Genomic DNA, 20,530 nt, shown 5'->3' on the forward strand with positions numbered 1-20,530 from the left:
GACAATTCAGTGGGACGGGACGGCACCCTAGAGGCCGCGCGAGGTGCCGGAGGTACAGACTTGACCGAATTTCGTGAGTCGCTGGACGCCCCGAACGACCAGCCGAACCCGAACACCTCGATCGACGAGAACGCCATCGTTCCGGCCGTTCCGCGACCCCTCACCCCGGTGACCCGCTCGGCTACGTCGGTGATTGCGGCGCCCCGCGCATCCGCCGCCGTCGCCAAGAGTGCTCAGACCGCACCGCCGCGCCGCTTCAAGATGCCCACCAAGCGCAACGTCGCGGGCGGCGTCGTCATGGCGTTCGCCGTGGGGCTCATCGCCACGATGGCGCTTCCCGCCTACGCCTTCGGCAATGGCAACGCTGGTTTCGACGCGAAGAACTCGACCGATCTGGCCGGGGGAGCGCAGACCCTCACCGTCGACGACACCGCCGCCGCACTCGCTGTGAGCCGCGACGCCTACACCGCTCCCACGAGCGAGCAGTTGCAGGCCGCCCGCGATGCGGCCGCCGCCGCGGTCGCCGCAACCGAGGCCAGCACGGCATCCGCTTCGACCACGCCCACCGCCGGAACCTTCGCCGTGAACCCGCCCTCCGGCGCGTACAGCGGCCAGGCCGTCGTCGACTACGCCGAGCAGTTCGTCGGCGTCGTTCCGTATAGCGCCGGCGCCACTCCCGAGGCCGGTTTCGGATGCGATGGGCTGACCCAGTACGTGTTCGGCCAGTTCGGCGTGTACCTGCCCCGCATCGTCGGCAACCAGGCCGCCATGGGCATTCGCGTCTCGCCCGAAGACGCCCAGCCCGGCGACCTCGTGGTGTGGCCGATGTACCACATCGGCATCTACGACGGTGCCGGCGGAGTGATCGATTCGCCCGACTGGGGCCGCATGGTCGAGCACCGTGCGCTGTGGGGCAGCTACTACTTCGTGCGCATCGTCTAGCGATATTCGTCGCTGGCCGATTTGTGAACAATCGGTTACAGCTCACCCGAACGGCGTGCCACAAGGTTTGTGGTACGCCGTTCGTGGGTTACTCTTACTGCAATTATTCGAGCCTTTAGAGGAGACCTCGTGATAGCTGGCAGGAGCATCCGCACCACGGGTTGCCGCCTGCTTGCCGTCAGGAGTCACACGAGTGGACGTTGTCTGAGCCGGGTTCGGCTGAGTTAGGGTGCTGTCATTTTGACGGTGCCCTTTTTTGTGTCCATTTGCTCCTCTGATCGCGAAGAAATCGATGGGTGACACATCGGGTCCCTGCAAGCCGTGCAGGGCAATTCGAAAGGGCAACAATGCGAACACTTGTTTTGAACGCGGGATACGAGCCACTCGGAGTGGTCTCGTTCAAGCGCGCCATCGTTCTCGTGATGAACGAGAAGGCGACGATCATCGAGAGCGACGTCGAGCATCCGGTGTGGGCGACCTCGGGGCTGTTCGACCGACCGAGTGTCATCATCCTCACGCGCTACGTGCGCATTCCCTCGACCAGGCTCATGCCCGTGTCGCGCCGCGGAGTGCTGCGCCGTGACGGTATGCGTTGCCTCTACTGCGGGGGATCAGCCACCACCATCGACCATGTGATGCCCAAGTCGCGCGGAGGCAAGGACACGTGGGAGAACCTCGTGGCCTGCTGTCTGCGCTGCAACAACATCAAGAGCGATCGCACCCCGGCCGAGATGGGCTGGACTCTGCGAGCCACTCCGAAGATGCCGCACCAGGCGGGCTGGACGGTCCGCGGAGCGGAGCGCGCGGAGCCGGCGTGGGAGGGCTACATCGAGAGCGCGGCGTAGCTAGCGCTATTGAACGGCTTCGCCGTGCCCATCCGATTGGGCGGCTTCGCCGCGCTTGCTGGATTCGCGCTGGTCGAGTAGCCAAAGGCCGCCTGCGGCCGACGCGTATCGAGACCACCACCTCGCCGGATGCGCCGGTCGAGCGAGTCCCGCAGCGACCGTATCGAGACCACTCACCCTCGCCTCTAAGCTAAACTCCTAAAGGCCAGCCTCTGTAGCTCAATGGAAGAGCAATTCCGTCCTAAGGAACAGGTTGGGGGTTCGAGTCCCTCCAGGGGCACCACACCTTCGTAGCTCAGCGTGCGCCGACCTCGTCAAGCTTCCGCAATAAGACTGATGCGATAGAAAGATGATCCAAACAGAGATCAGGTGAATCTGTCAGATCTGTCTCGTGACCGCGAGGATTCCGAATGGCCGACTGCGCACCTGCAAAGATAAAGCGATAGCCGAACTGTTCGTCTTTGTCCGAATCCGTGGCCATTGAGTTGAGAGCGACAATAGGGTTCTGCTCGTTGAAAGCGGCCATCATCAGTTTGTTGCCGGTTAGGCCCTGAATCTTGCTGATTCGTTTGACCTCCTTTTCAACATACTTGAATGCTTCAAACGTCGCCTCTGCGTAGTAGCCATCGTCGTACAGTGCGCGAACTTTTTTTGGAAGATCCGGGTGGACATCTCTTGTCTCGAAGGGATGTAATTGCTCGGCATCCTCCTGGGTCGATTCAGTAAAAATATGAGCACGACGGACCACGTCCTCGAACCAATTGAGGTCAAGCACGGTCGATTAGGTTCTTCCTAATGCTTGCAAATATCGCGTCGTATACGTCGGCGGTTCCCGCTGCGGGCAGGTTTACCTCGATGCGGACGGTCAACCCGATATCGTCTCGCCCCTCGCCCGTCGAAGGATTTGTGCTTACAGAGCCGGGGCCTGAAGTCGAGGTCGAATCTGCTTTATCCGACTTGTTGACTTTCTTGACGACAGGCTTCGGGGAAGCGGCTGGCTTCGTTGAGATGCTAGGGCGAACCGGATCTCCGTGTCCGGCAAGTGCGGCCAGAGTGAGAAAGGTGGAAGCCTGTCGACCACCGATGAGGTCGGAAGTCTTGTCCTTAACCCGGAACCACGTAGCGAGGGTGTCTCGACTTTCATCCCATGCCGTGGCTCCGTGATCCGCAAACAGGTCGGCATAGGCTGTTTGGATTAAGCCCTCGAGCCCACTTCGGAATTCATCTTCTCCGTGAAAGAAAAGGTCCGTCGTACCGTCGACTTTTTTTCCTTCGTCGTCGATGAGGCCTAAGAAACGATAAATATTGATAACATACGATTCGTTTGCTGGGGCAATGTTAAATCGCTTGAGTGTCGAGGCATCTAATACGGGCGGGAAGGCTTTTCGGAATTGCTCGAACGCCTTAACAAGCGCTCCTTGACCGGACGTGTATGGGTAAGTGGCCAACGAAGTCTCCTAATCCGAAAAGCCTGTGTTAAACAGGACGGTTAGTTGCATTATGGCTGTTCGTTGCACAATACCGAGCAGAAACCATGATTAAGTCGAAGTCTCAGGCGCTGCGGGCTTCATCACTATGAGCTTGAACGCACTGCTAGCCCGTCAGCGCCCATATAAACTTCGCCGTCGTTGGAGTTCTGGGTCATGGCTTCGTCGCGGGCGACAGCTTTGAGTCCGTCGAACCCGAAATCGTCTCCTTTGTGCAAAAGAAGCTCGGTTGCGAAAGTGGAGGATTCGGGTAGCTGTGATCGATGTCTTGTGATTACTTCAACCGCGTCCACTACGCGATGCGAGATTCCAAACTCGACGTTAAGTTCGCCGATTTTCGCCCATCGGTAACGGGATCCGCTGTCTACGCGGGCTGGCAGCTTCTGCAGCCAATCCACGAGAGGAAAATAGTAAGCCCATAGAGCGCGACCCCCGGTAGATTGCACATAATTCGATCGGCCTGATTCGTACTGCAGGCGAGCGCGCCAGACCCCATTCGGAAATTCTGAATAGTGCGCGTAGCGGAGCGTATTTCGGTAGCCCTTGAGCGAGACGCGGGTACCGAGCTGCAGAATCGCCTTTCGTTCTGCCTCCGCGTCAACCTTGCGCCGCACCGTTCCCTTCGTTTCGATGACGAAAGTATTAAGTGAAAGCGCATCGATCCCAACAAAGTCCGGAAGGTTGCGGACACCTGCGGTCCGCCGAGATCGGTCAAGCGATAGAGCCTTTAGATGAAGCACGTGGGTAGCGCCCAACACCCGATTCGCGATGAGGCCGGTCTGAGCGTTGGAGAGAATATATGCCAGAGCCGATTTCTCACTAGGGTCTAGAAGTGCTACCCCGTCATTGATATTGAGTCGACCGGATTCGTCGAATTCTACACAGCCGTCCAGCACGCCGAGTTTCCAAACCAGTTCACCCACTGTGAAGGGGATCCTGGTGCCCAGTAGGTCGCCACCCTTGCCCGTGGTTATCGCTGCGAGAAACAATTCCTCTCGACTCACATCTATCTCTATCTGGCGCGCATAGCGATTCGGAAACCCTAGAAGCTCGACCGACAGGTTGTGTGTCACGGTGTAATTATCCCCACCCACTTGAATGAACGCGAGAGGAATCGGTACTTGTATCCAGGCAGATATTGACGTTTTGTCAATTCGCGTGGAGCGAGGCAGCCGTTGTTTTCCTCACTGCGGAGATCAGTTCGATCAACGCGAATGAGGTCGGCCAGATCTCGCGTCGTCGAGGATCGCGTCTTCGCTCGCGGCCCTTGCGTGGAATTGCATCTTGCACTTTTAGCCACTCAGTAGGTCGGGATTATTTAGCCCTGTTGTTCTCGACGTCCAGCTGGCCTCGGCATGAGTTCGGGCGGGCTTCGTGTCGAGTTTGTTCGCATGTCCGCGACAGCGGCGTCCGATCTGGGACGTAACCTCGCCGTAGGGTCTACTCTGCGCCGCAGCCCCGAGCGATTCCAGATCTATCGCTCATTGAGGAGCGCCGACCGGAGCGGCTCGCTGAGCCCGGACGCAACATCCACCTGGACGCCGAGTGCATGAAGCGCCCGGCTGTAGTAATTCCGGACGGCAGCCACGAGGGCGATGTCGACGATCTCCCGATCGGTGAACCCGTGATCGCGAAGGGTCAGGCTGTCGGCATCCGTCATCGCTGCCGAGTCGGCGCCGAGCTTCTCGGCGAACTCCATCACGGCGACCTCTGCGGCCGACAGACCGGCGTCGTGATAAGCGAATGAGCTCGTCTTTGGAGATCACGGCAGTCCTACCGAACGATTTCGATATTCACGCCTTCGCATTGTTAGTTGGAGTTTGACCAGCTGCGTCTTCGCCCTGTTCGAGAACTACAGGCTTGTTTGCTTCGGCGAATGCTTCGAACACATCAAGGTAATCAGTGATGAGGTGCTTCTGTCGGAAGAAGCGCGGGTTCTCCGACATGATCTTTCCCGCCTTATGGGTGGTGAAACCGAGAGCCACAAGCAGGCGCACCTCGAACAGCATCCGTAAAATATCCCGACCAACCTGTATTGGGATCATGTTCTTCTTGAAGAAGTCCGCGCTAGGTAAGCCGTGGATGACAGCATTCCGCACATCAGGGACTCTCGTCTTCCACGATTTATCACCCAGGGTTGTGCTCACGAATGAACCGCTTTGCTTGTCCAAGCGGCTTAGACGGCTAGCTAGGGTTGCCCAGTGAGCTTGTAGCACTGCTCTGGACAGATCACGGGCATATTGTCCAAGCTCAGGATGGTCGAGGTTCTCGGTAGCTAACTCCATGATTGCTGCTGCGTGATCTTTCACCTCAGGGCTAGGTTCAGGGTCTGGGTTCAACGAACGATCGAAAGCCTCCGTGAAGGAAGCCAATGAGGTAAATGCAGTGAGCGGCCGTATTGAGGGCTGGTGAATGAAGTCAAGGAACTGATCAATTACGAAGCCATGAGCGAAGTACGTGTCGAACACCACCGGCAGCTGCTTCTGGTAATCGAAATCTCTGAGGTGGTGAAGCATGCTTGGGTGGTCCTCCGCGTCATAGTTACGCTTCGGATTGCGCGGGATCATTTGGGTGGGCGGAAAGGGTTCTTCCGGTATTGCTGGGTCTTTCCATTCACGGTTGTGGATGTAAAGGTATTCAACTCCGGTCGTTCTCCTGGTTCCGGTAGAAACCCAGAACTGGAGTGGCTTGAGCCATTCACCTATAAACGCGCGTAGAGGTATCGAGTTAGGGAACTTTAACTTGAACTGAGCTCGCTGCAGCAGGGTGATCCTGCCCAACCCGCTGAACGTTTGCCTTGCTGAATCTTCGAGGGTCACGGTCGCTCCCTTGTACTCGGCGGTGCTCTCTGGGATACGGTGCTGGGTTATGGTGACGCCTTCACTCGCGTTCTCTAACGGCTCGATCGAGAAGCTTTCGAACGTTGCCCAGTGATCCATATCCCAAAAGCGAACCGTGGCTTCCGTGATGAACAACTCTTCTTCGGAGAAGTGGCCGTGGAGCACGAAGCTCGGGATGAGTTTCACATCAGATATCCCTGAACCATGCTGCCGATGCACAATGGTGCTGTCGATCGCGGTAAAAAGTCCCTCCAGGGTTTCCCCATAGAGAATGGGATACGTCTCCCGTTTGCTCTTACCTAAGAAGATCGCTGCGAACACATCGGCTTCGGAGACATCAGGGAACTCCTTATGGAGACGGATGGTGTGTGTTGGATGATCTGGTGATATCTCCAAGGTTCCGGGGACGGTCGCATCCTCCCACCCTTCCCGAACCAACGTCCATTCGGCTGGGATCACGCGGTTTGGCATCTTCTTCGGCATGTGTAGATGCTATGGGTTGAAAGGCAGCTAGACGCCGCATCTTGGACAGGGAGCCTCGGCGGGGAAAGTACGTCTGGGAGGTTGAGTGGCCCGCGCACGACAGGCGGAAGTCATTCCCGGATTACGGTGGTTGCTTGCACTCCAACCTCAGGTACATGCGGTCGTTCGCTGGTGCCTGGAACAACGAAGCAATCGTCTAATAGGCTTCGTCAACTCCCCTGAGAGGAAACATCGTGCTTCTGAAGATGCGTCAAAGACGCGGATGATGCGACCGGAACTGGCGTCGCCGTTCCGTGGAAGACTCAGCCGGTTGCCCTCGAGCGGTCGGCGTATTCGACGAGGTCGGTGCCGGTGCCGAGAATTCGCGCAACGTTGCGCCGAGAATAAGCGCGATACGTACCCTCGAGTTCGTGACCGTTGTTCTAGTCTCACGCACAGTCGTGCGCAGTCTCCTACGCCCAACAACGGCGCGAAGCTATCTCAGCCGGCCGCGCCCAGGATGAGCTCCGCGATCCTCTTCTCCACCGCGGGCGTGATCTCGAGCACGGCAAACGACGTGGGCCACATCTGCCCGTCGTCGAGCTGCGCGTCTTCACTGAAGCCCAGCGTGCAGTAGCGCGTCTTGAACTTCGCCGCGCTCTGCACGAACAAGATGACTTTGCCCTCTGTGTTCGCGTAGGCCGGCTGGCTGTACCAGGTCTTCGGCATCAGCTGGGGCGCGTGCTCTGCGACGAGTTCGTGGATGCGGCCCGCGATAGCGGCATCCGATTCGGGCATCTCTTCGATCGCCTTCGCCACGGCCTTCTCGCCGGCCTCGCGGTTCTTGCCTGCCTTGGCCTCCTCGCGCAGCTCCTTCGCCCGCTCCTTGACGGCGTCGCGTTCCTCTTTTGACAGCCCTGCGCTCGACTCGGCCATGCCGTGCTCCTTTGCTCGTGTGGCTCTAACACTAGGGATAGCGGGGGAGTCGGCGCTGCTTTATTCGGGGTCGGATGTTGCGTCGATCAGCACGCGGCGCTTGTCGAGCGGCTGCCTCGGCGCGTCGACCACGGCGTTGTAACGCAGGCTCGGTGGCTCCGCCTGCAGAGACGAGATACTCGCCGCCGTGATCTCGAAGGGGAACGCGGTGAGCAGCTTGCCGTCGACGGCGTAGAGGAGCGCCGAATACCCGCTACCCGGGTGGCGCACCAGAACGGTCGTGGCCACGATGCGATCCGAGCTCTCGTGCATCACGAACTCGACGCCGGGCGCCTGGTCGGGAGAATCGAAGATGGGCGACAGCGCGACCGCCAGCCGGTGCAGGGGAGTGGTCGCCGACGCGGGCCCGAACCACGGAGTAAAGACGGATGCCTCGAGGCCGAGGGCACGCGCCACATCGCCGTTCACCCAGCGGTCGCGCTTCAGTCCATAGGGCGTCGACACGGTCGACAGCAGATAGCCGTAGACGTGGATGAGCCCGGCATTGCCGACGGGCCAGGTCGCGTCGAGGCCGGCCAGTCGGTGCAACTCGGCGAAGAGCTCGGGCGAGATGACCGGCGTGCCCGTGTTCTCGTCGACGACGGTCGACAGGCCCCACTGCGAGAACCGCCGGGCCGACGCATCCTGCCCGATCTGGCGCGCGAGAAGCGAACCCTCGAGCACGGCCCGCGGTGATTCACCCGCGTCTATCCGGGCGGAGGCAGCCAGCAGGTCGTCGATCGTCACGTCGCCATCGTAGGCGGCGACGGCCGCTCGAAAAATCGTTTACATGCTGTTCACCCAGCGTGGTCATTGCGTCTATACGCTCTACCTATCATGGACGCTGTGTCCACAAGTGAAAGGAAAAGCGTGCCGTACCGCGACAAGAGCCTGCTGTTCGATTTCGATGGGACGCTCTCCCTCGGGGTGGGACCGGTCGTCGCCTACGCCCGCGCTGCGGCTCAGCAGCTGTCCGCTGACCAGGCCGACGCCTTCGTCGAGACCGTCGTCGCGATGCTCGAGCAGCACCCCTCCGGCCGCGCTCCCGGCACGAGCGCCATCGACGGATACGACCTGGTGCGGCTCATGTCGGCCGACCACGGCATCCGGCCCGACACGCTCGGCAAGGCCTATCTGGCCAGCCGTGCACACCTCGGCTCGCCGCTCGCCCCCGTCGTGGCCCCCGACGGCCTCGCCGAGTTTCTGAGCGAGGCGCGCCAGCACGCCAACCTCATCGTCGCCACCAACGCACCCGACATCCGCATCGATGCAGCCCTCGAGATGCTCGGTCTCGCGGGCCTGTTCGATGCCACCTACACCTCACTCGGCAAGCCGAACGGCATGGGCGCCGTGCTCGACGAGTGGCTGCCCCGCGGCCAGGTTCTGAGCATCGGCGACGTCTGGGTCAACGATCTCGCTCCCGCTCACGCACGCGGGGCGCTGACAGCTCTCGTCGGCTCGACCCCAGACGAGACGCCGGATGTGACGCCCACGTTCTCGGCGCACCACCTGCCCGACCTCTACCCGGCCATCACCGAGTGGCTCCGCGACTCCTCTTCTTCATCCTCCTCACCCGCTCCTCTCATCACACCCTCCGAAAGGTAGTTCCATGATCTCTCGCAAGCGCCTCACCTTCGCCGGGGCGGCCACCGTCGCCCTCGCGACCGTCGCCCTCACCGGATGCTCGGCCTCCGGCTCGACCGACGGCTCGACGGACGCGGCCCAGGCCGACCCGACCTCGCTCACGCTCGCCCTCGTTCCCTCGCAAGACCAGGGCGCGCTCGTCGACACCGCTAAGCCGCTCACCGACATGCTCACGAAGGCCCTTGGCATCCCCGTCACCGGCGTGGTGTCGAAGGACTACCAGGCCGCCGTCGAGGCGATGGGTGCAGGCCAGGCGCAGATCGGCTTCCTGCCGTCGCTGCAGCTGTGGCAGGCGAGCGACATGTACGGCGCATCCGTCGTGCTGCAGACCGAGCGCAACGGCAACATCACCTACCCGGCCCAGTTCATGACGAACAACCCCGACAAGTACTGCGACGACACCCCCGTCGAGCGCGACGGCAAGCTCTTCTGCAACGGCGCCGACGCTCTGAAGGGCCCGGCCGGGCTCGACTCGATCTCGAAGATCAAAGACGGCGTCAAGGTGGCCATGCTCGGCCCCGGATCGCCCGCCGGTTACATCTACCCGGTGCTCGCCCTGCAGGAGGCCGGCATCGACACAGACAACGACATCGAACAGCTGCCCGTCACGGCCAACGACGCCAGCGTTCTGGCCGTCTACAACGGCGACGCCGAGGTGGGATTCAGCTTCTGGGACGCCCGCGACATTGTGAAGAGCGACAAGCCCGACGTGGGACAGAAGGTCGTTGTCTTCGCCCTCTCCGACGAGATCCCCAACGACGGAGTGGCGCTCACGAAGGACCTGCCGAAGGACATGCAGGACAAGATCACCAAGGCGCTCGAGGACTACTCGAACACCCCCGAGGGGTCGAAGGAACTTACCGCGATCTACTCGATCACCAAGCTGGCTCCGGCCGACCCGGGCTCGCTCGACGTCGTCGCCCGCGCGGCCGACAAGCTCGGACTGAAGTAGCGTGACTCAGCACACTGCGGAGGTCGGGGCAGTCGCCTCGGCCTCCGCGCCGTGGGTTATCCGCATGCGCGATGTCAGCGTGCGCTACCCCAACGGCGTCGTCGCGCTCAAGAGCATCTCGATGGACATCGAGCCGGGCGAGATGGTCTCGGTCGTCGGCCTGTCCGGCTCCGGCAAGTCCAGTCTCATCCGCACGATCAACGGGCTCGTTCCCATCACGTCGGGTCAGCTGACCGTGGGCGGGCACAATCTCGGCGAGGCGAAGGGTCGCGAGCTGCGTCGCCTGCGCGGCGAGATCGGCATGATATTCCAGGGGTTCAACCTGGCCGGTCGCACGAGCGTTCTGAACAACGTGCTCGTCGGTCGTCTCGCGCACACTCCGACGTGGCGCACGCTGCTCGGCGTGCACACGACCGCCGACAAGCAGATCGCGTTCGACGCGCTCGAGCGGGTCGGCATTCTGGCCAAGGCATGGGATCGCGCCTCGTCGCTCTCGGGCGGCCAGCAACAGCGGGTCGCGATCGCGCGGGCCCTGTCGCAGGAGCCGCACCTGGTGCTCGCCGACGAACCCGTGGCCAGCCTCGACCCGCCCACCGCGCACGCCGTGATGCGTGACCTGCGTCGCATCAACACCGAGCTCGGCATCACGGTGCTGACCAATCTGCACCTCGTCGACCTTGCACGTGAGTACGGCACCCGCCTCATCGGCCTGCGCGCCGGCGAGGTCGTCTACGACGGCTCTGTCGACGACGCGAGCGACGCCGTCTTCGAAGAAATCTACGGCCGCTCTATTCGGGCCGAGGACGTGCTCGACCGATGACTGCACCCGCATCCGTGCCCGCCCCGGCCGCGACGGCGAGGGCGGCGTCGTCTGCCGCCACCCCGCCGCCGCGGCCCGCTGGCCGATGGAAGCCGTGGCTCGCGTTCGGTGTGATAGCCCTGATCACCGCCGTCACGCTGAGCCCGCAGCTCGGGATCGCGTTCTCGCTCGACGCCATCGCGCGCAACTGGCAGAACGGCGCCGCCAAGATCGTTCAGCTTCTGCAGCCCGACTGGTCGTTCTTTCCCCGCACCATCCCGCCCATGCTCGAGACGCTCGAGATGGCGGTCATCGCCACCGCGGTGAGCACTCTCATAGCGCTTCCGCTCAGCCTCTGGGCAGCCCGCCTGACCAATCCCAACTGGGTCGGGCGCGGCATCGTACGCGTGATCCTCAACATCGTGCGTGCCGTGCCAGAGCTGCTCTACGCCGCGATCCTCGTCGCCATGGTCGGCGTCGGCGCGTTGCCCGGCATCCTGGCGCTCGTGCTGTTCAATGTGGGCATCATCGTGAAGCTCGTCTCCGAGGCCATCGAGTCGAACGACGCCGGCCCGCTCGAGGCGGGTCGCGCCGCCGGTGGCACCCAGGCGCAGATCAACCGCGCCGTCGCCCTGCCCGACGTGTGGCCCAGCTTCGTGAACCAGGTGCTCTACGTTCTCGAACTCAACGTTCGCTCCGGCACCGTTCTCGGTCTCGTGGGCGCCGGCGGCATCGGCTTGCTCATCGACGCCGTGCGCACCTACTTCCGCTACGACCAGCTGTCGGTCATCATCCTCGAGGTCCTCGTCGTCGTCATCCTGCTCGAGCTCGTCTCCAGCGCCATCCGGAAGAGGCTCGTATGAGTGTCATCGCCCCACCCCGCCCCTCCCGCACGCGCGGCCGGGTCGTCGCATCCATCGTCTGCGTCATCGTGGTCGTCGCCTTCTGGTCTGTCGACATCAACTGGGCCAGGCTCGGCAATCTGCCCTCCGAGATCGTTCGTTACCTCTGGCTCATGTTCTCGGCCCCCGACTGGTCGAAGCTCGGCGAGGCGCTCTACCAGACCTGGCGCTCGGTCGAGATGGCATGGGTGGGAACGGTGTTCGGCATCATCGTGGCGACGCCGCTGAGCTTTCTTGCCGCGAAGGGGTTCGGCCCGCCGCCCGTGCAGGCCGCGCTGCGCGGAGTCTTCGCCGTGATCAGGGCGGTGCCCGAAATCATCATCGCCATCATCATTCTGTCTGTCACCGGTCTCACGCCTCTGACGGGTGCGCTCGCGCTCGCGGTCGGGGGCATCGGAACGCTCGGCAAGTGGGGCTTCGAGTCGATCGACGGAGTTCCCCGCGGCCCGATCGAAGCCGTGCGCGCCGCCGGTGGCTCGACGTCGCAGGTGCTGCGCTGGGGAGTCTGGCCGTCGGCCAGCCCCGAGTTCCTGTCGTTCTGGCTCTACCGCTTCGAGATCAACGTGCGCGCGTCTGCCGTGCTCGGTCTGATCGGTGTGGGTGGCATCGGAGACATGCTCACCTCCTACACTCAGTATCGGCAGTGGGGCGTTGTCGGAATGCTGCTGATCGTCGTCGTGATCGTGACGATCGCCCTCGACGCGATCTCGGGGGCCATCCGCCGACGGATAACCGAGGGAGCACCCGTACATGACCTGGAGCGGTAGCGAAGACGTCACCCCCACGACGCGTATCGCCACGGTGATCAACTCGCTGCTGCCCAGCGAACGCCGTGTGGTCGAGCTGATCCTCGCCGATCTCGAGGGCATCGTCGAGACCACGGCGCAAGACCTGGCCGACCGCGCCGGAGTCGCCAGGTCGACGGTCATCCGCACCTGCCAGAGCCTCGGCTACCGCGGGTATCCGCAGCTGCGTGTGGCGCTGACCCGCGAACTCGCTCAGGGCGAGGGCCGCGAGCGCGAGCGCGACTACGGCTCGGGAGCCCTCGGCAGCATCCGCGCCGACATCGATGCGCTCGCCGCCTCCCTGCCGCAGATCGCCAGCGTGCTCACCGACGAGTCGGTCGAGAAGTCGCTCGAGCTCATCGTCGGCGCCTCACGTCTTCTCGCCATCGCCAACGGCCTGTCGTCGCCGCTCGCTCTCGACCTGGCCATGCGGCTCACCGCCGTGGGCCGACCCACGGAGTTCGTCGCCGACCCCATCGGGCAGCAGATCGCCGCGCGTCAACTGAGCCCCGCCGACACGTGCATCGTGATCAGCGGAAGCGGCGCGAACGAGTCCAGCCTGCGTTCGGCCCGCGCCGTGCGGGCGGCGGGCGCCCGACTCGTGGTGGTCACCTCGTTCGCGAGATCGCCGCTGGTGACACTCGCCGACGCCGCTCTCGTGGTGGCTCCGGCCAGCGGATCGTTCCGGCATGAACTCGAGCACACCTCGCGCATCCCGCACGTGGTGCTGCTGGAGTCGCTCGTCGAGGTGGTGGCCGCGAGGCTCGGCGACGTGGCGAGGCAGTCGCGGTCGACCGTGCTGTCGATCCTCAGCGACAACCTCAGCGACTGACCGAGCAGCGCGCCCGATGAGGGCGCCGCTGCAGGCCACCGTTGGTGGGCCGTTCACCTCGGCGCTCGGGCTTGTTCATGTCGTGGATGCCGCCGGCTCTTAGCGTCACATCATGAATCGACGACGGGCCCTCGCGTGATCGGCCACGTCGACCCGTTCCTCGGGTCGGAGCCCACGAACCTCCCCGCGCAGACCGGGCTCGCCGCGAGCTGGTGGTGGCCCAAGCCGCAGATCGGCAACACGCATCCGGGAGCCACCTACCCGCTCGGCATGGTCTCGGCCTGCGCCTATTCCGGCGCCTATCCGACCGGCTACGGCCGCTTCGATCTGAGCCTCGAGGGCGTGCCCTCGACCCTGCACGACCGGCCCACGGCATCCGGTTTCACCCACTTTCAGCAATCGGGCACCGGCGCGATTCGCAAGTACTACAACTACTTTCGCGTCACGCCGATGGTCGAGCCGCTGGATGCGTTGGGTCGGCATTGGGATCTCACGGACGAGACCGCAGAGCCCGGCTTCTACTGCGCCACGCTGGACTCCGGCGTGCGAGCAGAACTGACCGTGGGGCCGAAGAGCGCCGTTCACCGGTACACGTTCCCCGAAGACCCGAGGGCACGCGTGGTGATCGACTTCTCGCTGGGCGGGCTGTCGATTCCCTACGGCGCGACCATTCCGCTGCGTGCTCACCTCGAGACGCTGGAGCCCGGAGTCGCGCAGGGCGAGATCGTGGTCGAGGGCACGCCGATCGCCGTGTACATCGAGTGCGACACCCCGCAGTGGCGGCAGATGCTGTTCTACGACCGCCGTCTGATGCCGGGTGGCAAGAGGCTCGACTTCGACCACATCAGGCCCACGACCCTGCGCCCGTTCGGGCTCATGTGGGCGGGGCCGAGTCGGGCGGGAGAGACCATCGAACTGCGCATCGGTTTCTCACTGCGCGGTGTCGAGCAGGCCCGGCGCAACCTGCGCGAAGACTGCGGCGACGGGCCGGGTCGCTTCGATCACCGCCGCGAGAAGACCAAACGGCACTGGCGCAAGCAGCTGAAGTCGGTGAGCGTGAAGACGACCTCGACCGAGCGGCAGACCGTCTTCTCGACCGCGCTGTATCACTCGCTGATCAAGCCCTGCCTGGCTCCCTCGGAGAGCCCGTTCTGGCCGAGCGACGGACCGTTCGCCTTCGACATCAGCACGATGTGGGACATCTATCGCACCCAGCTGCCACTGCTCACAGCTCTGCTGCCGGAGCGTGCCGTCGAGCTCGCCAACGCGCTCCTCACCATCTGCGAGGAGGAGGGTAACTTTCCGATCGGCTACCGCATGGCCCGAGGGAGCGACCGCTTCTCGCGCCAGGGCAGCGCTCTAGCGCACACCTTCCTGGCCGATCTGTGCCAGCTAGGACTGCCCGGCATCGACTGGGAATGGGCACTGGTGCACATGTCGGACGACCTGCGCCGCACCTACGGCGAGGAATTCCTGCTGCACGGCGAGACGCATCCGATCAGTCACACCCTCGACCTGGCCTTCGGCTACTGGGCCACGGCGAAGGTGGCTCGGCGGGTGGGAGACACCGCGCTCGCTCTGCAATTCGAGGCGCTCGCGGAACGCTGGGTCAACGCCTTCGATCCGGAGAGCGGGCTGTTGAAGGACTCCACCTACTACGAGGGCACCCGCTACAACTACTCGTTCCGGCTGCTGCACGACATGGCCTCGCGCATCGAGCTGAGCGGTGGCGCCGACGCGTTCGTGGCGCAGCTCGACGAGTTCTTCGGCTTTGGAGCCCCCGCCGTGACGCAGCCCGGCAACAGGCCGGCCGTGGCGGAGATGCTGGCCGGCTACGCGCTGGGCCGCTTCGAGGGGCTCAACAACGAGCCCGACATGGAGGCGCCCTGGGCGTATCACTACGCTGGCCGCCCCGATCGAACGGCCGAGGTCGTGCACAACGTTCTGCTGCAGCAGTTCGGATCCGGCCGCGGCGGGCTGCCGGGAAACGACGACTCGGGCGGGCTCAGCTCGTGGAACGTGTGGGCGTCGCTCGGCCTGTTTCCCGTCGCCGGCCAGAACATCTTTCTCGTGAGTGCTCCTCTGTTCTCGTCTGCGACCATCGCTGTCGGCGACGAGAGTTTCAGGGTGCGCACCAAGAACTACGTCGAGCCCGTGCACGGCGGCCCCGTGCAGTACGTGCAGTCGATGCTGCTGAACGGCGAGCCGCTGGAGCGCAGCTGGATCGGCGGAGCGGAGCTGCACCGCGGAGGCGAGATGCTCGTCGAACTCGGCCCCGAGCCCAGCGCCTGGGCCACCACGAATCTTCCCCCCTCGCGTTCCGGCCCGGTTCGTGAACCCCTCACCCCCACACACCCGGGAGCACAGCCATGACCACCATCGAGAACCGTCTTGTGATCATCGTGCGAGCAGATCCGGTGATCTGCGGCCACTCGGTCGAGGCGCGCAACCTGGCCGAGACCGCGCTCGAGCGCGGCTTCGACGAGGTGCGCATCGTGACCTGGCCCATCGACGTGCTCGAGCGTGCCGGGCTTCCGCTCAAACCTCTCGACTCGGTACTGCCGTACAGCGACGGCATCATCGTCGAGCGACCAGCCCCGGTCGGCGACTACAAGGTGCCGGACGGGCGCCACCTCGCCGGCATCACGGGTCGCCTGGTCGAACTCTTCACCGATGGAGTGCCGACGGTGTGCCTCTCGCTCTACCTGAGCCCGCACACCATCGCCGCCGCCGACGCGGTTCGAGCTGCTCTCGGTACCGGACTGCCCGTGAACGTGACCACGATCGCCGAGGCCGTCGGCTCCGACGTGACCAACGTCGTGCGCACCGCCGTGGAGGAAGGTCGTCTCGGCGCCGCCGCCCACATTCTCACGAGCTATCTCAGCCAGGACTACTGCGTCGCCGTCTCTGACTACACCCGCCAGCTCATCATCAGCGAGGCCGAACGGGTCGACGAACAGCACGGAACGCGCTTCGCCGAGCAGTGCCGCGCCAAGATCACGGTGTCGTACCCGGCGATCGACGCCGATGCCTACGTCGATCTCGACGACGGGGTGCTGGGCGAGGTGCTGGCGGCGCGCGGGCTCGAGCGCGACGACTACGTGCTGTTCCTCTCTCGCCTCACCCACGCCAAGGGCGTCGAAGAACTCATCGAGGGCTTCGAGCGCAGCGGCGTGCACCGCGACAAGACCCTCGTGATCGCCGGCCGCGGACCGCAGGCCGACGCGTTCCGCGCCGCCGCGGCGGCATCCGGGGTCGCGTCGCGCATCCGCTTTCTCGACGACGTGGGCGACGCCGAGAAGCCGTATCTGATGAAGGGATGCGCCGCGTTCGTTCTGCCCAGCAAGCCTCGGCCCGAATTCGTGGAGACCTTCGGCATCGCCCTCGCGGAGAAGATGCTCGCCGGAGGCGGCCCGATCATCACGACGCTCACGGGCGGCATCGGCGAGGCGATCGGCGATCACGCGATCGTCGTTCCCGTCGAAGACCCGGATGCGATCGCCCGCGCTCTCGTGCGCGCCATCGTCGAGACCACAGCCGATGAGCGCAACGAATGGGCCGCACGCGCCCGCGAGTACGCCCTGCAGTTCGACCGTCGGGTGGTGTTCGACCGCATGTTCGAGCCGGTCGAGCGTCGGGCGGTTGTCGTTCGATAGGCGTGCGGTGAGCGCGACCCGGCTCGCGTGGGTGGATGCCGCGCGCGGCATCTGCGTGCTGCTGGTCGTTCTGCTGCACGTGCGCATCTTCGTCTACGAGCCCCTCGTGCCGCCGAGCAACGGGGTCGCGGTCTGGACGCAGCTGACGGAGTTCTTCGGGGCGTTCAGGCTGCCGCTGCTCTTCGCGGTGTCGGGGTTTGTGGCGTCGCGCCGGGTGCGTGCGGGATGGAGCGACCGTCGAACCGTGCTTCGAGCCGTCTCGCTGTCGTGGCTCTACGTCGTCTGGCTCACGGTGTACGCGGTGCTCTCGATCGTGGTCATCGACCCGGGCGTGCCGTTTCGGGTCATGACGCCGCTGCACTACCTTGAGCAGCTCTTCGTTCCCGACTCGATGCTCTGGTTCATCTTCGCGCTCGCCGCCTACGTCGTGGTTCTCAGCAGTCTGAACCGGGTGCCGCCCGCCGCGATACTGGGTGTGCTCGCGGTGCTGGCCATCGCATCCGGTGCTCTGCCTGTGACGCGCGACGAGGCGCTCTGGCTGCACGTCGTGTACTACGCGGTGTTCTTCGCCGTGGGCGTCTACGGCTCGTCGGTGTTGACGCATCTCGCGGGCGTGCGCAGCGCGTTCGCGCTCGCGCTCGGCGTGGCCTCGTTCGTCGCTTTCGAACTGATGTGGCAGCAGAGCGTCGAGGGGACTGTACTCGAGACGGGGCTGCGGCTGCTGCGCGACGGGGCCGCCGTGGCGGTGTCGATCGTGCTGATCTCGCTGCTGGTGCGCTGGCGGCCGTTCGACAGGGTCGCCTCCGCTGTCGGCCGGCGCACCCTGCCGATCTTCGTGCTGCAGCTTCCCCTCATCTGGACGCTCTTCCTGCTTCCTCCGGTCGAGTGGTCACTCGAATTCGCTCCCGTGCGGTATCTCGCTCCCGTGCTCGGAACCGCACTGATCGTGCTGGCGGCCCTCGGCATCCATCGCTTGATCGTGCGGGGACCGGCGCGGGTTCTCTTCGCGCTGCCCGAGGCGTGGAGAACCCGAATTCTGCACGGAGCGGCGAGGGGTGTTCTCGGGCGGTGAACTCACGGTAATGTGTGCGCGTTCCCTGTGAGGAACATGTCCCTTTACTTATGGAGAGCAGCCTGATGACCACACCCTCGTACAGCCCCGCACCGACCGCCTCGAGCAAGAAGACCATGGCGATTCTGTCGCTCGTCTTCGGCGCCGTAAGCATCGTCTTCAGCCTGTTCCTGCCGATCCTGTGGATCCTGCTGGCCATCGCCGGTGTGATCCTCGGCTTCATGTCGCGCAAGCGCGAGCCGCAGGCACGCACCCTGGCCCTCGTCGGCATCATCCTGAGCTTCGTGGGAATCGCGGCGAACATCGTGTCTATGATCCTCGGGGCCATCGTCGCAACCTCGATGATGCAGAGCTGACGCACCGGCATCACGAACGGGCCGCGCTCCGCCGACTATCGGTGGGAGCGCGGCCCGTTCTGTGTTTCATGGTTCGGCAGCGGTCAGGCCGGCGACGAGTGCCTCATGTGATGACGTCCGATCGGCAGCATCAGGGGCTGTCCCGAAGTGGGATCGATGATCACCCGGCTGTCGAGCCCGAAGACCACACGCACCGTATCTTCGGTCAGCACGTCGCCAGGTGGCCCCGACGCGTGCACACCGCCGTTCGCCAGGGCGATCAGGTGGTCGGCATAGCGTGCCGCCAGGTTGAGGTCGTGCAGCACCATCACGATCGTGGTGCCCCGCGTGCGGTTGAGATCGGTCAGCAGATCGAGCACCTCGACCTGATGGGTCACATCGAGGAAGGTGGTGGGCTCGTCGAGCAGCAGCAGATCCGTCTGCTGCGCGAGCGCCATCGCGATCCACACCCGCTGGCGTTGACCGCCCGAGAGCTCGTCGACCGGTCGGTCAGACAGCGCTGCCGTGTCGGTGGCGTCGAGCGCGTCGGCGACGGCGATGTCGTCGGCGTGGCTCCAGCGCGAGAACATGCCCTGGTGGGGGTGGCGTCCCCGGCCGACCAGGTCGGATACCGTGATGCCCTCCGGCGCGATGGGCGACTGCGGAAGCAGGCCCAGAGTGCGCGCGAGCTGCTTGGCTGGAATGCGCTGCACGTCGTGTCCGTCGAGGAGCACGTGACCGGTGCGGGGCGAGAGAAGGCGCGACATCGATCGCAGGAGAGTCGACTTTCCGCACGCGTTCGCTCCCACGATGGCCGTGACCTGGCCCGGCGGTATGAGCAGGTCGAGGTTCTCGATCACGGCGCGATCGCCATAGCCCAGCGTGAGCGTGTCGATGGTGAGCGAATGGGCTGTCGTCACAGCGAGCCTCCCGAGCGGTTGCTTCGAACGATCAAGTAGATGAGGTACGGGGCGCCGAGCACTCCGGTGACCACGCCGACGGGCAGACGGGTGCCCAGGGCGAACTGTCCGATGAAGTCGGCCACGAGTACGAGAAGGGCACCCACGAGTGCGGCGGGCACGAGGAGCGAGGCCCCGGGCCCGACGATGCGCGCCGCGATAGGGCCCGAGAGGAACGCTACGAAGGCGATAGGGCCGGCGGCCGCGGTGGCGAACGCGATCAGCAGCACGGCGGTGACGATGACGATGAGTCGGGTGCGATCGACGCGCACGCCCAGGGCAGAGGCGGCGTCGTCGCCGAGTTGGGTCACGGCGAGATTGCGCGACTGCCCGAGAAGCACGGGGCTGAGCGCCACGACCGCGACGAGAACGGGAACGACCTGTGCCCATCCGGCGCCGTTCAGGCTGCCCGTGAGCCAACGCTGGGCGGCCTGCAGATCCCAGTCGGCGGCCTGAGACAGGATGTACGCCGTGACGCTGTCGAGCATCGCGGCGATGCCGATGCCGATCAGAATAAGGCGGGTGCCGGCGACGCCACTCTTGAACGACAGTGTGTAGATCAGCAGAGCCACGGCCAGCCCGACGACGATCGCGAAGATGGATACCTGGGTTCCGCCGAGTCCCAGCGTCACGATGGCGAACGCGGCTGCGGCGCTGGCGCCGGAGCTGATGCCGATGATGTCGGGGCTCGCGAGCGGGTTGCGCAGCATCGTCTGGAACGTGACGCCGCCGAGGCCGAAGCAGAGCCCGGCAAGCAGCGCGAGCGAAGCGCGGGGCAGCCGGAGCCGGCCGACGGTGAAGGTGGCTCCAGGAACGTTCTCGCCGAGGATCACGCGGAAGACCTCGCCGGGGGAGTAGATCGTCTGACCGACCACGAGCGTGACGCCGAACATGATCACGATGAGCGCCGCCAGCACGACAACGACGGTGCGCCGGCGCGCGACTCGGGCGACGCGACCGCGCAGCACGGTCTGCGTCGTCGGGCTCGGCTGGGTGGGCGGCGGCGTCGACGCCGTTCGCGCGGGCCGTGCCTGCTTCATGTC

The 20,530-nt window shown here is 64.3% G+C and carries 21 protein-coding genes and 1 tRNA gene; 13 read left to right on the forward strand and 9 right to left on the reverse strand.

Features of this window, described 5'->3' with window-relative positions; all coding sequences use genetic code 11:
* Positions 1–60: 60 nt before the first annotated feature.
* From ASF79_RS14210 to ASF79_RS14220, 3 genes are all read left to right on the forward strand, one after another.
* Positions 61–942 carry a C40 family peptidase gene (locus tag ASF79_RS14210; RefSeq protein ID WP_055855857.1) on the forward strand — a complete coding sequence of 294 codons (882 nt, stop codon included), beginning with the start codon at positions 61–63 and terminating at the stop codon, positions 940–942.
* A 347-nt stretch (positions 943–1,289) separates the two neighbouring features.
* On the forward strand, positions 1,290–1,787 hold the full coding sequence (locus ASF79_RS14215; protein ID WP_055777703.1) for an HNH endonuclease: 498 nt from the start codon (positions 1,290–1,292) through the stop codon (positions 1,785–1,787).
* 208 nt (positions 1,788–1,995) lie between these two features.
* Positions 1,996–2,070 (forward strand) — tRNA-Arg (locus tag ASF79_RS14220).
* A 12-nt stretch (positions 2,071–2,082) separates the two neighbouring features.
* Here ASF79_RS14220 and ASF79_RS14225 read toward each other — a convergent pair.
* The 7 genes from ASF79_RS14225 to ASF79_RS14250 form a co-directional block, all read right to left on the reverse strand.
* Positions 2,083–2,562 carry a TIGR02391 family protein gene (locus tag ASF79_RS14225; protein WP_055855860.1) on the reverse strand — a complete coding sequence of 160 codons (480 nt, stop codon included), beginning with the start codon at positions 2,560–2,562 and terminating at the stop codon, positions 2,083–2,085.
* Complete coding sequence (locus tag ASF79_RS17420; protein ID WP_156366267.1) at positions 2,555–3,235, reverse strand: DUF5343 domain-containing protein; 681 nt, start codon at positions 3,233–3,235, stop codon at positions 2,555–2,557. The genes ASF79_RS14225 and ASF79_RS17420 overlap by 8 nt, the downstream gene beginning before the upstream one ends.
* Positions 3,236–3,360: 125 nt before the next feature.
* Positions 3,361–4,347, reverse strand: a complete 987-nt coding sequence (locus ASF79_RS14230) for a hypothetical protein (RefSeq protein ID WP_156366268.1) — start codon at positions 4,345–4,347, stop codon at positions 3,361–3,363.
* 401 nt (positions 4,348–4,748) lie between these two features.
* Complete coding sequence (locus ASF79_RS14235) at positions 4,749–4,973, reverse strand: hypothetical protein (RefSeq protein WP_235500767.1); 225 nt, start codon at positions 4,971–4,973, stop codon at positions 4,749–4,751.
* 94 nt (positions 4,974–5,067) lie between these two features.
* Entirely contained in the window at positions 5,068–6,597 is a 1,530-nt protein-coding gene (locus ASF79_RS14240; protein WP_156366269.1) for a hypothetical protein, read from the reverse strand.
* A 480-nt stretch (positions 6,598–7,077) separates the two neighbouring features.
* Positions 7,078–7,512 carry a hypothetical protein gene (locus ASF79_RS14245; RefSeq protein WP_055855872.1) on the reverse strand — a complete coding sequence of 145 codons (435 nt, stop codon included), beginning with the start codon at positions 7,510–7,512 and terminating at the stop codon, positions 7,078–7,080.
* 60 nt (positions 7,513–7,572) lie between these two features.
* Positions 7,573–8,298, reverse strand: a complete 726-nt coding sequence (locus ASF79_RS14250; RefSeq protein ID WP_055855877.1) for a hypothetical protein — start codon at positions 8,296–8,298, stop codon at positions 7,573–7,575.
* Between the two features lie 123 nt (positions 8,299–8,421).
* Between ASF79_RS14250 and ASF79_RS14255 the strand changes: the two genes are divergently transcribed.
* The 10 genes from ASF79_RS14255 (at position 8,422) to ASF79_RS14300 (ending at position 18,549) form a co-directional block, all read left to right on the forward strand.
* On the forward strand, positions 8,422–9,156 hold the full coding sequence (locus ASF79_RS14255) for an HAD family hydrolase (RefSeq protein ID WP_235500768.1): 735 nt from the start codon (positions 8,422–8,424) through the stop codon (positions 9,154–9,156).
* 4 nt (positions 9,157–9,160) lie between these two features.
* On the forward strand, positions 9,161–10,147 hold the full coding sequence (gene phnD / locus ASF79_RS14260; RefSeq protein ID WP_055777688.1) for a phosphate/phosphite/phosphonate ABC transporter substrate-binding protein: 987 nt from the start codon (positions 9,161–9,163) through the stop codon (positions 10,145–10,147).
* 64 nt (positions 10,148–10,211) lie between these two features.
* The gene (gene phnC / locus ASF79_RS14265) at positions 10,212–10,967 is read left to right on the forward strand and encodes a phosphonate ABC transporter ATP-binding protein (RefSeq protein ID WP_055856188.1); all 756 of its coding nucleotides are present in this window, start codon (positions 10,212–10,214) and stop codon (positions 10,965–10,967) included.
* A complete protein-coding gene (gene phnE / locus ASF79_RS14270) occupies positions 10,964–11,809 on the forward strand; it encodes a phosphonate ABC transporter, permease protein PhnE (protein WP_055855884.1) in 846 nt (281 codons plus the stop codon). The genes phnC and phnE (ASF79_RS14270) overlap by 4 nt, the downstream gene beginning before the upstream one ends.
* The gene (gene phnE, locus ASF79_RS14275; protein WP_055855887.1) at positions 11,806–12,615 is read left to right on the forward strand and encodes a phosphonate ABC transporter, permease protein PhnE; all 810 of its coding nucleotides are present in this window, start codon (positions 11,806–11,808) and stop codon (positions 12,613–12,615) included. The genes phnE (ASF79_RS14270) and phnE (ASF79_RS14275) overlap by 4 nt, the downstream gene beginning before the upstream one ends.
* Complete coding sequence (locus ASF79_RS14280) at positions 12,599–13,465, forward strand: MurR/RpiR family transcriptional regulator (RefSeq protein ID WP_055777679.1); 867 nt, start codon at positions 12,599–12,601, stop codon at positions 13,463–13,465. The genes phnE (ASF79_RS14275) and ASF79_RS14280 overlap by 17 nt, the downstream gene beginning before the upstream one ends.
* Positions 13,466–13,600: 135 nt before the next feature.
* The gene (locus ASF79_RS14285; protein WP_156366270.1) at positions 13,601–15,838 is read left to right on the forward strand and encodes a glycoside hydrolase domain-containing protein; all 2,238 of its coding nucleotides are present in this window, start codon (positions 13,601–13,603) and stop codon (positions 15,836–15,838) included.
* Positions 15,835–17,121, forward strand: coding sequence for a glycosyltransferase (locus tag ASF79_RS14290; RefSeq protein WP_055855889.1), 1,287 nt, complete (start codon positions 15,835–15,837; stop codon positions 17,119–17,121). Before ASF79_RS14285 ends, ASF79_RS14290 begins: the two co-directional genes overlap by 4 nt.
* Positions 17,122–17,128: 7 nt before the next feature.
* The gene (locus tag ASF79_RS14295; RefSeq protein ID WP_055855899.1) at positions 17,129–18,193 is read left to right on the forward strand and encodes an acyltransferase family protein; all 1,065 of its coding nucleotides are present in this window, start codon (positions 17,129–17,131) and stop codon (positions 18,191–18,193) included.
* Positions 18,194–18,258: 65 nt separating this feature from the next.
* Positions 18,259–18,549 carry a DUF4190 domain-containing protein gene (locus tag ASF79_RS14300; RefSeq protein WP_162234548.1) on the forward strand — a complete coding sequence of 97 codons (291 nt, stop codon included), beginning with the start codon at positions 18,259–18,261 and terminating at the stop codon, positions 18,547–18,549.
* 83 nt (positions 18,550–18,632) lie between these two features.
* Here ASF79_RS14300 and ASF79_RS14305 read toward each other — a convergent pair whose 3' ends face one another.
* Both ASF79_RS14305 and ASF79_RS14310 read right to left on the reverse strand, forming a co-directional pair.
* Positions 18,633–19,448, reverse strand: a complete 816-nt coding sequence (locus ASF79_RS14305) for an ABC transporter ATP-binding protein (RefSeq protein WP_055855902.1) — start codon at positions 19,446–19,448, stop codon at positions 18,633–18,635.
* On the reverse strand, positions 19,445–20,527 hold the full coding sequence (locus ASF79_RS14310) for a FecCD family ABC transporter permease (protein WP_055856194.1): 1,083 nt from the start codon (positions 20,525–20,527) through the stop codon (positions 19,445–19,447). Before ASF79_RS14310 ends, ASF79_RS14305 begins: the two co-directional genes overlap by 4 nt.
* Positions 20,528–20,530: the final 3 nt, after the last annotated feature.

It is taken from the genome of Agreia sp. Leaf335 (assembly GCF_001423605.1).
In the GTDB taxonomy this organism is placed as follows: domain Bacteria; phylum Actinomycetota; class Actinomycetes; order Actinomycetales; family Microbacteriaceae; genus Agreia.

What these genes read in the sequence shown, in the direction of transcription:
- ASF79_RS14215 (WP_055777703.1), top strand. Translation starts at nt 1,290, where the DNA reads ATGCGAACACTTGTTTTGAACGCGGGATACGAGCCACTCGGAGTGGTC.
- ASF79_RS14235 (WP_235500767.1), bottom strand. Translation starts at nt 4,973, where the DNA reads ATGGAGTTCGCCGAGAAGCTCGGCGCCGACTCGGCAGCGATGACGGAT.
- ASF79_RS14240 (WP_156366269.1), bottom strand. Translation starts at nt 6,597, where the DNA reads ATGCCGAAGAAGATGCCAAACCGCGTGATCCCAGCCGAATGGACGTTG.
- ASF79_RS14245 (WP_055855872.1), bottom strand. Translation starts at nt 7,512, where the DNA reads ATGGCCGAGTCGAGCGCAGGGCTGTCAAAAGAGGAACGCGACGCCGTC.
- phnD (WP_055777688.1), top strand. Translation starts at nt 9,161, where the DNA reads ATGATCTCTCGCAAGCGCCTCACCTTCGCCGGGGCGGCCACCGTCGCC.
- phnC (WP_055856188.1), top strand. Translation starts at nt 10,212, where the DNA reads ATGCGCGATGTCAGCGTGCGCTACCCCAACGGCGTCGTCGCGCTCAAG.
- phnE (WP_055855884.1), top strand. Translation starts at nt 10,964, where the DNA reads ATGACTGCACCCGCATCCGTGCCCGCCCCGGCCGCGACGGCGAGGGCG.
- phnE (WP_055855887.1), top strand. Translation starts at nt 11,806, where the DNA reads ATGAGTGTCATCGCCCCACCCCGCCCCTCCCGCACGCGCGGCCGGGTC.
- ASF79_RS14280 (WP_055777679.1), top strand. Translation starts at nt 12,599, where the DNA reads ATGACCTGGAGCGGTAGCGAAGACGTCACCCCCACGACGCGTATCGCC.
- ASF79_RS14290 (WP_055855889.1), top strand. Translation starts at nt 15,835, where the DNA reads ATGACCACCATCGAGAACCGTCTTGTGATCATCGTGCGAGCAGATCCG.
- ASF79_RS14300 (WP_162234548.1), top strand. Translation starts at nt 18,259, where the DNA reads ATGACCACACCCTCGTACAGCCCCGCACCGACCGCCTCGAGCAAGAAG.
- ASF79_RS14310 (WP_055856194.1), bottom strand. Translation starts at nt 20,527, where the DNA reads ATGAAGCAGGCACGGCCCGCGCGAACGGCGTCGACGCCGCCGCCCACC.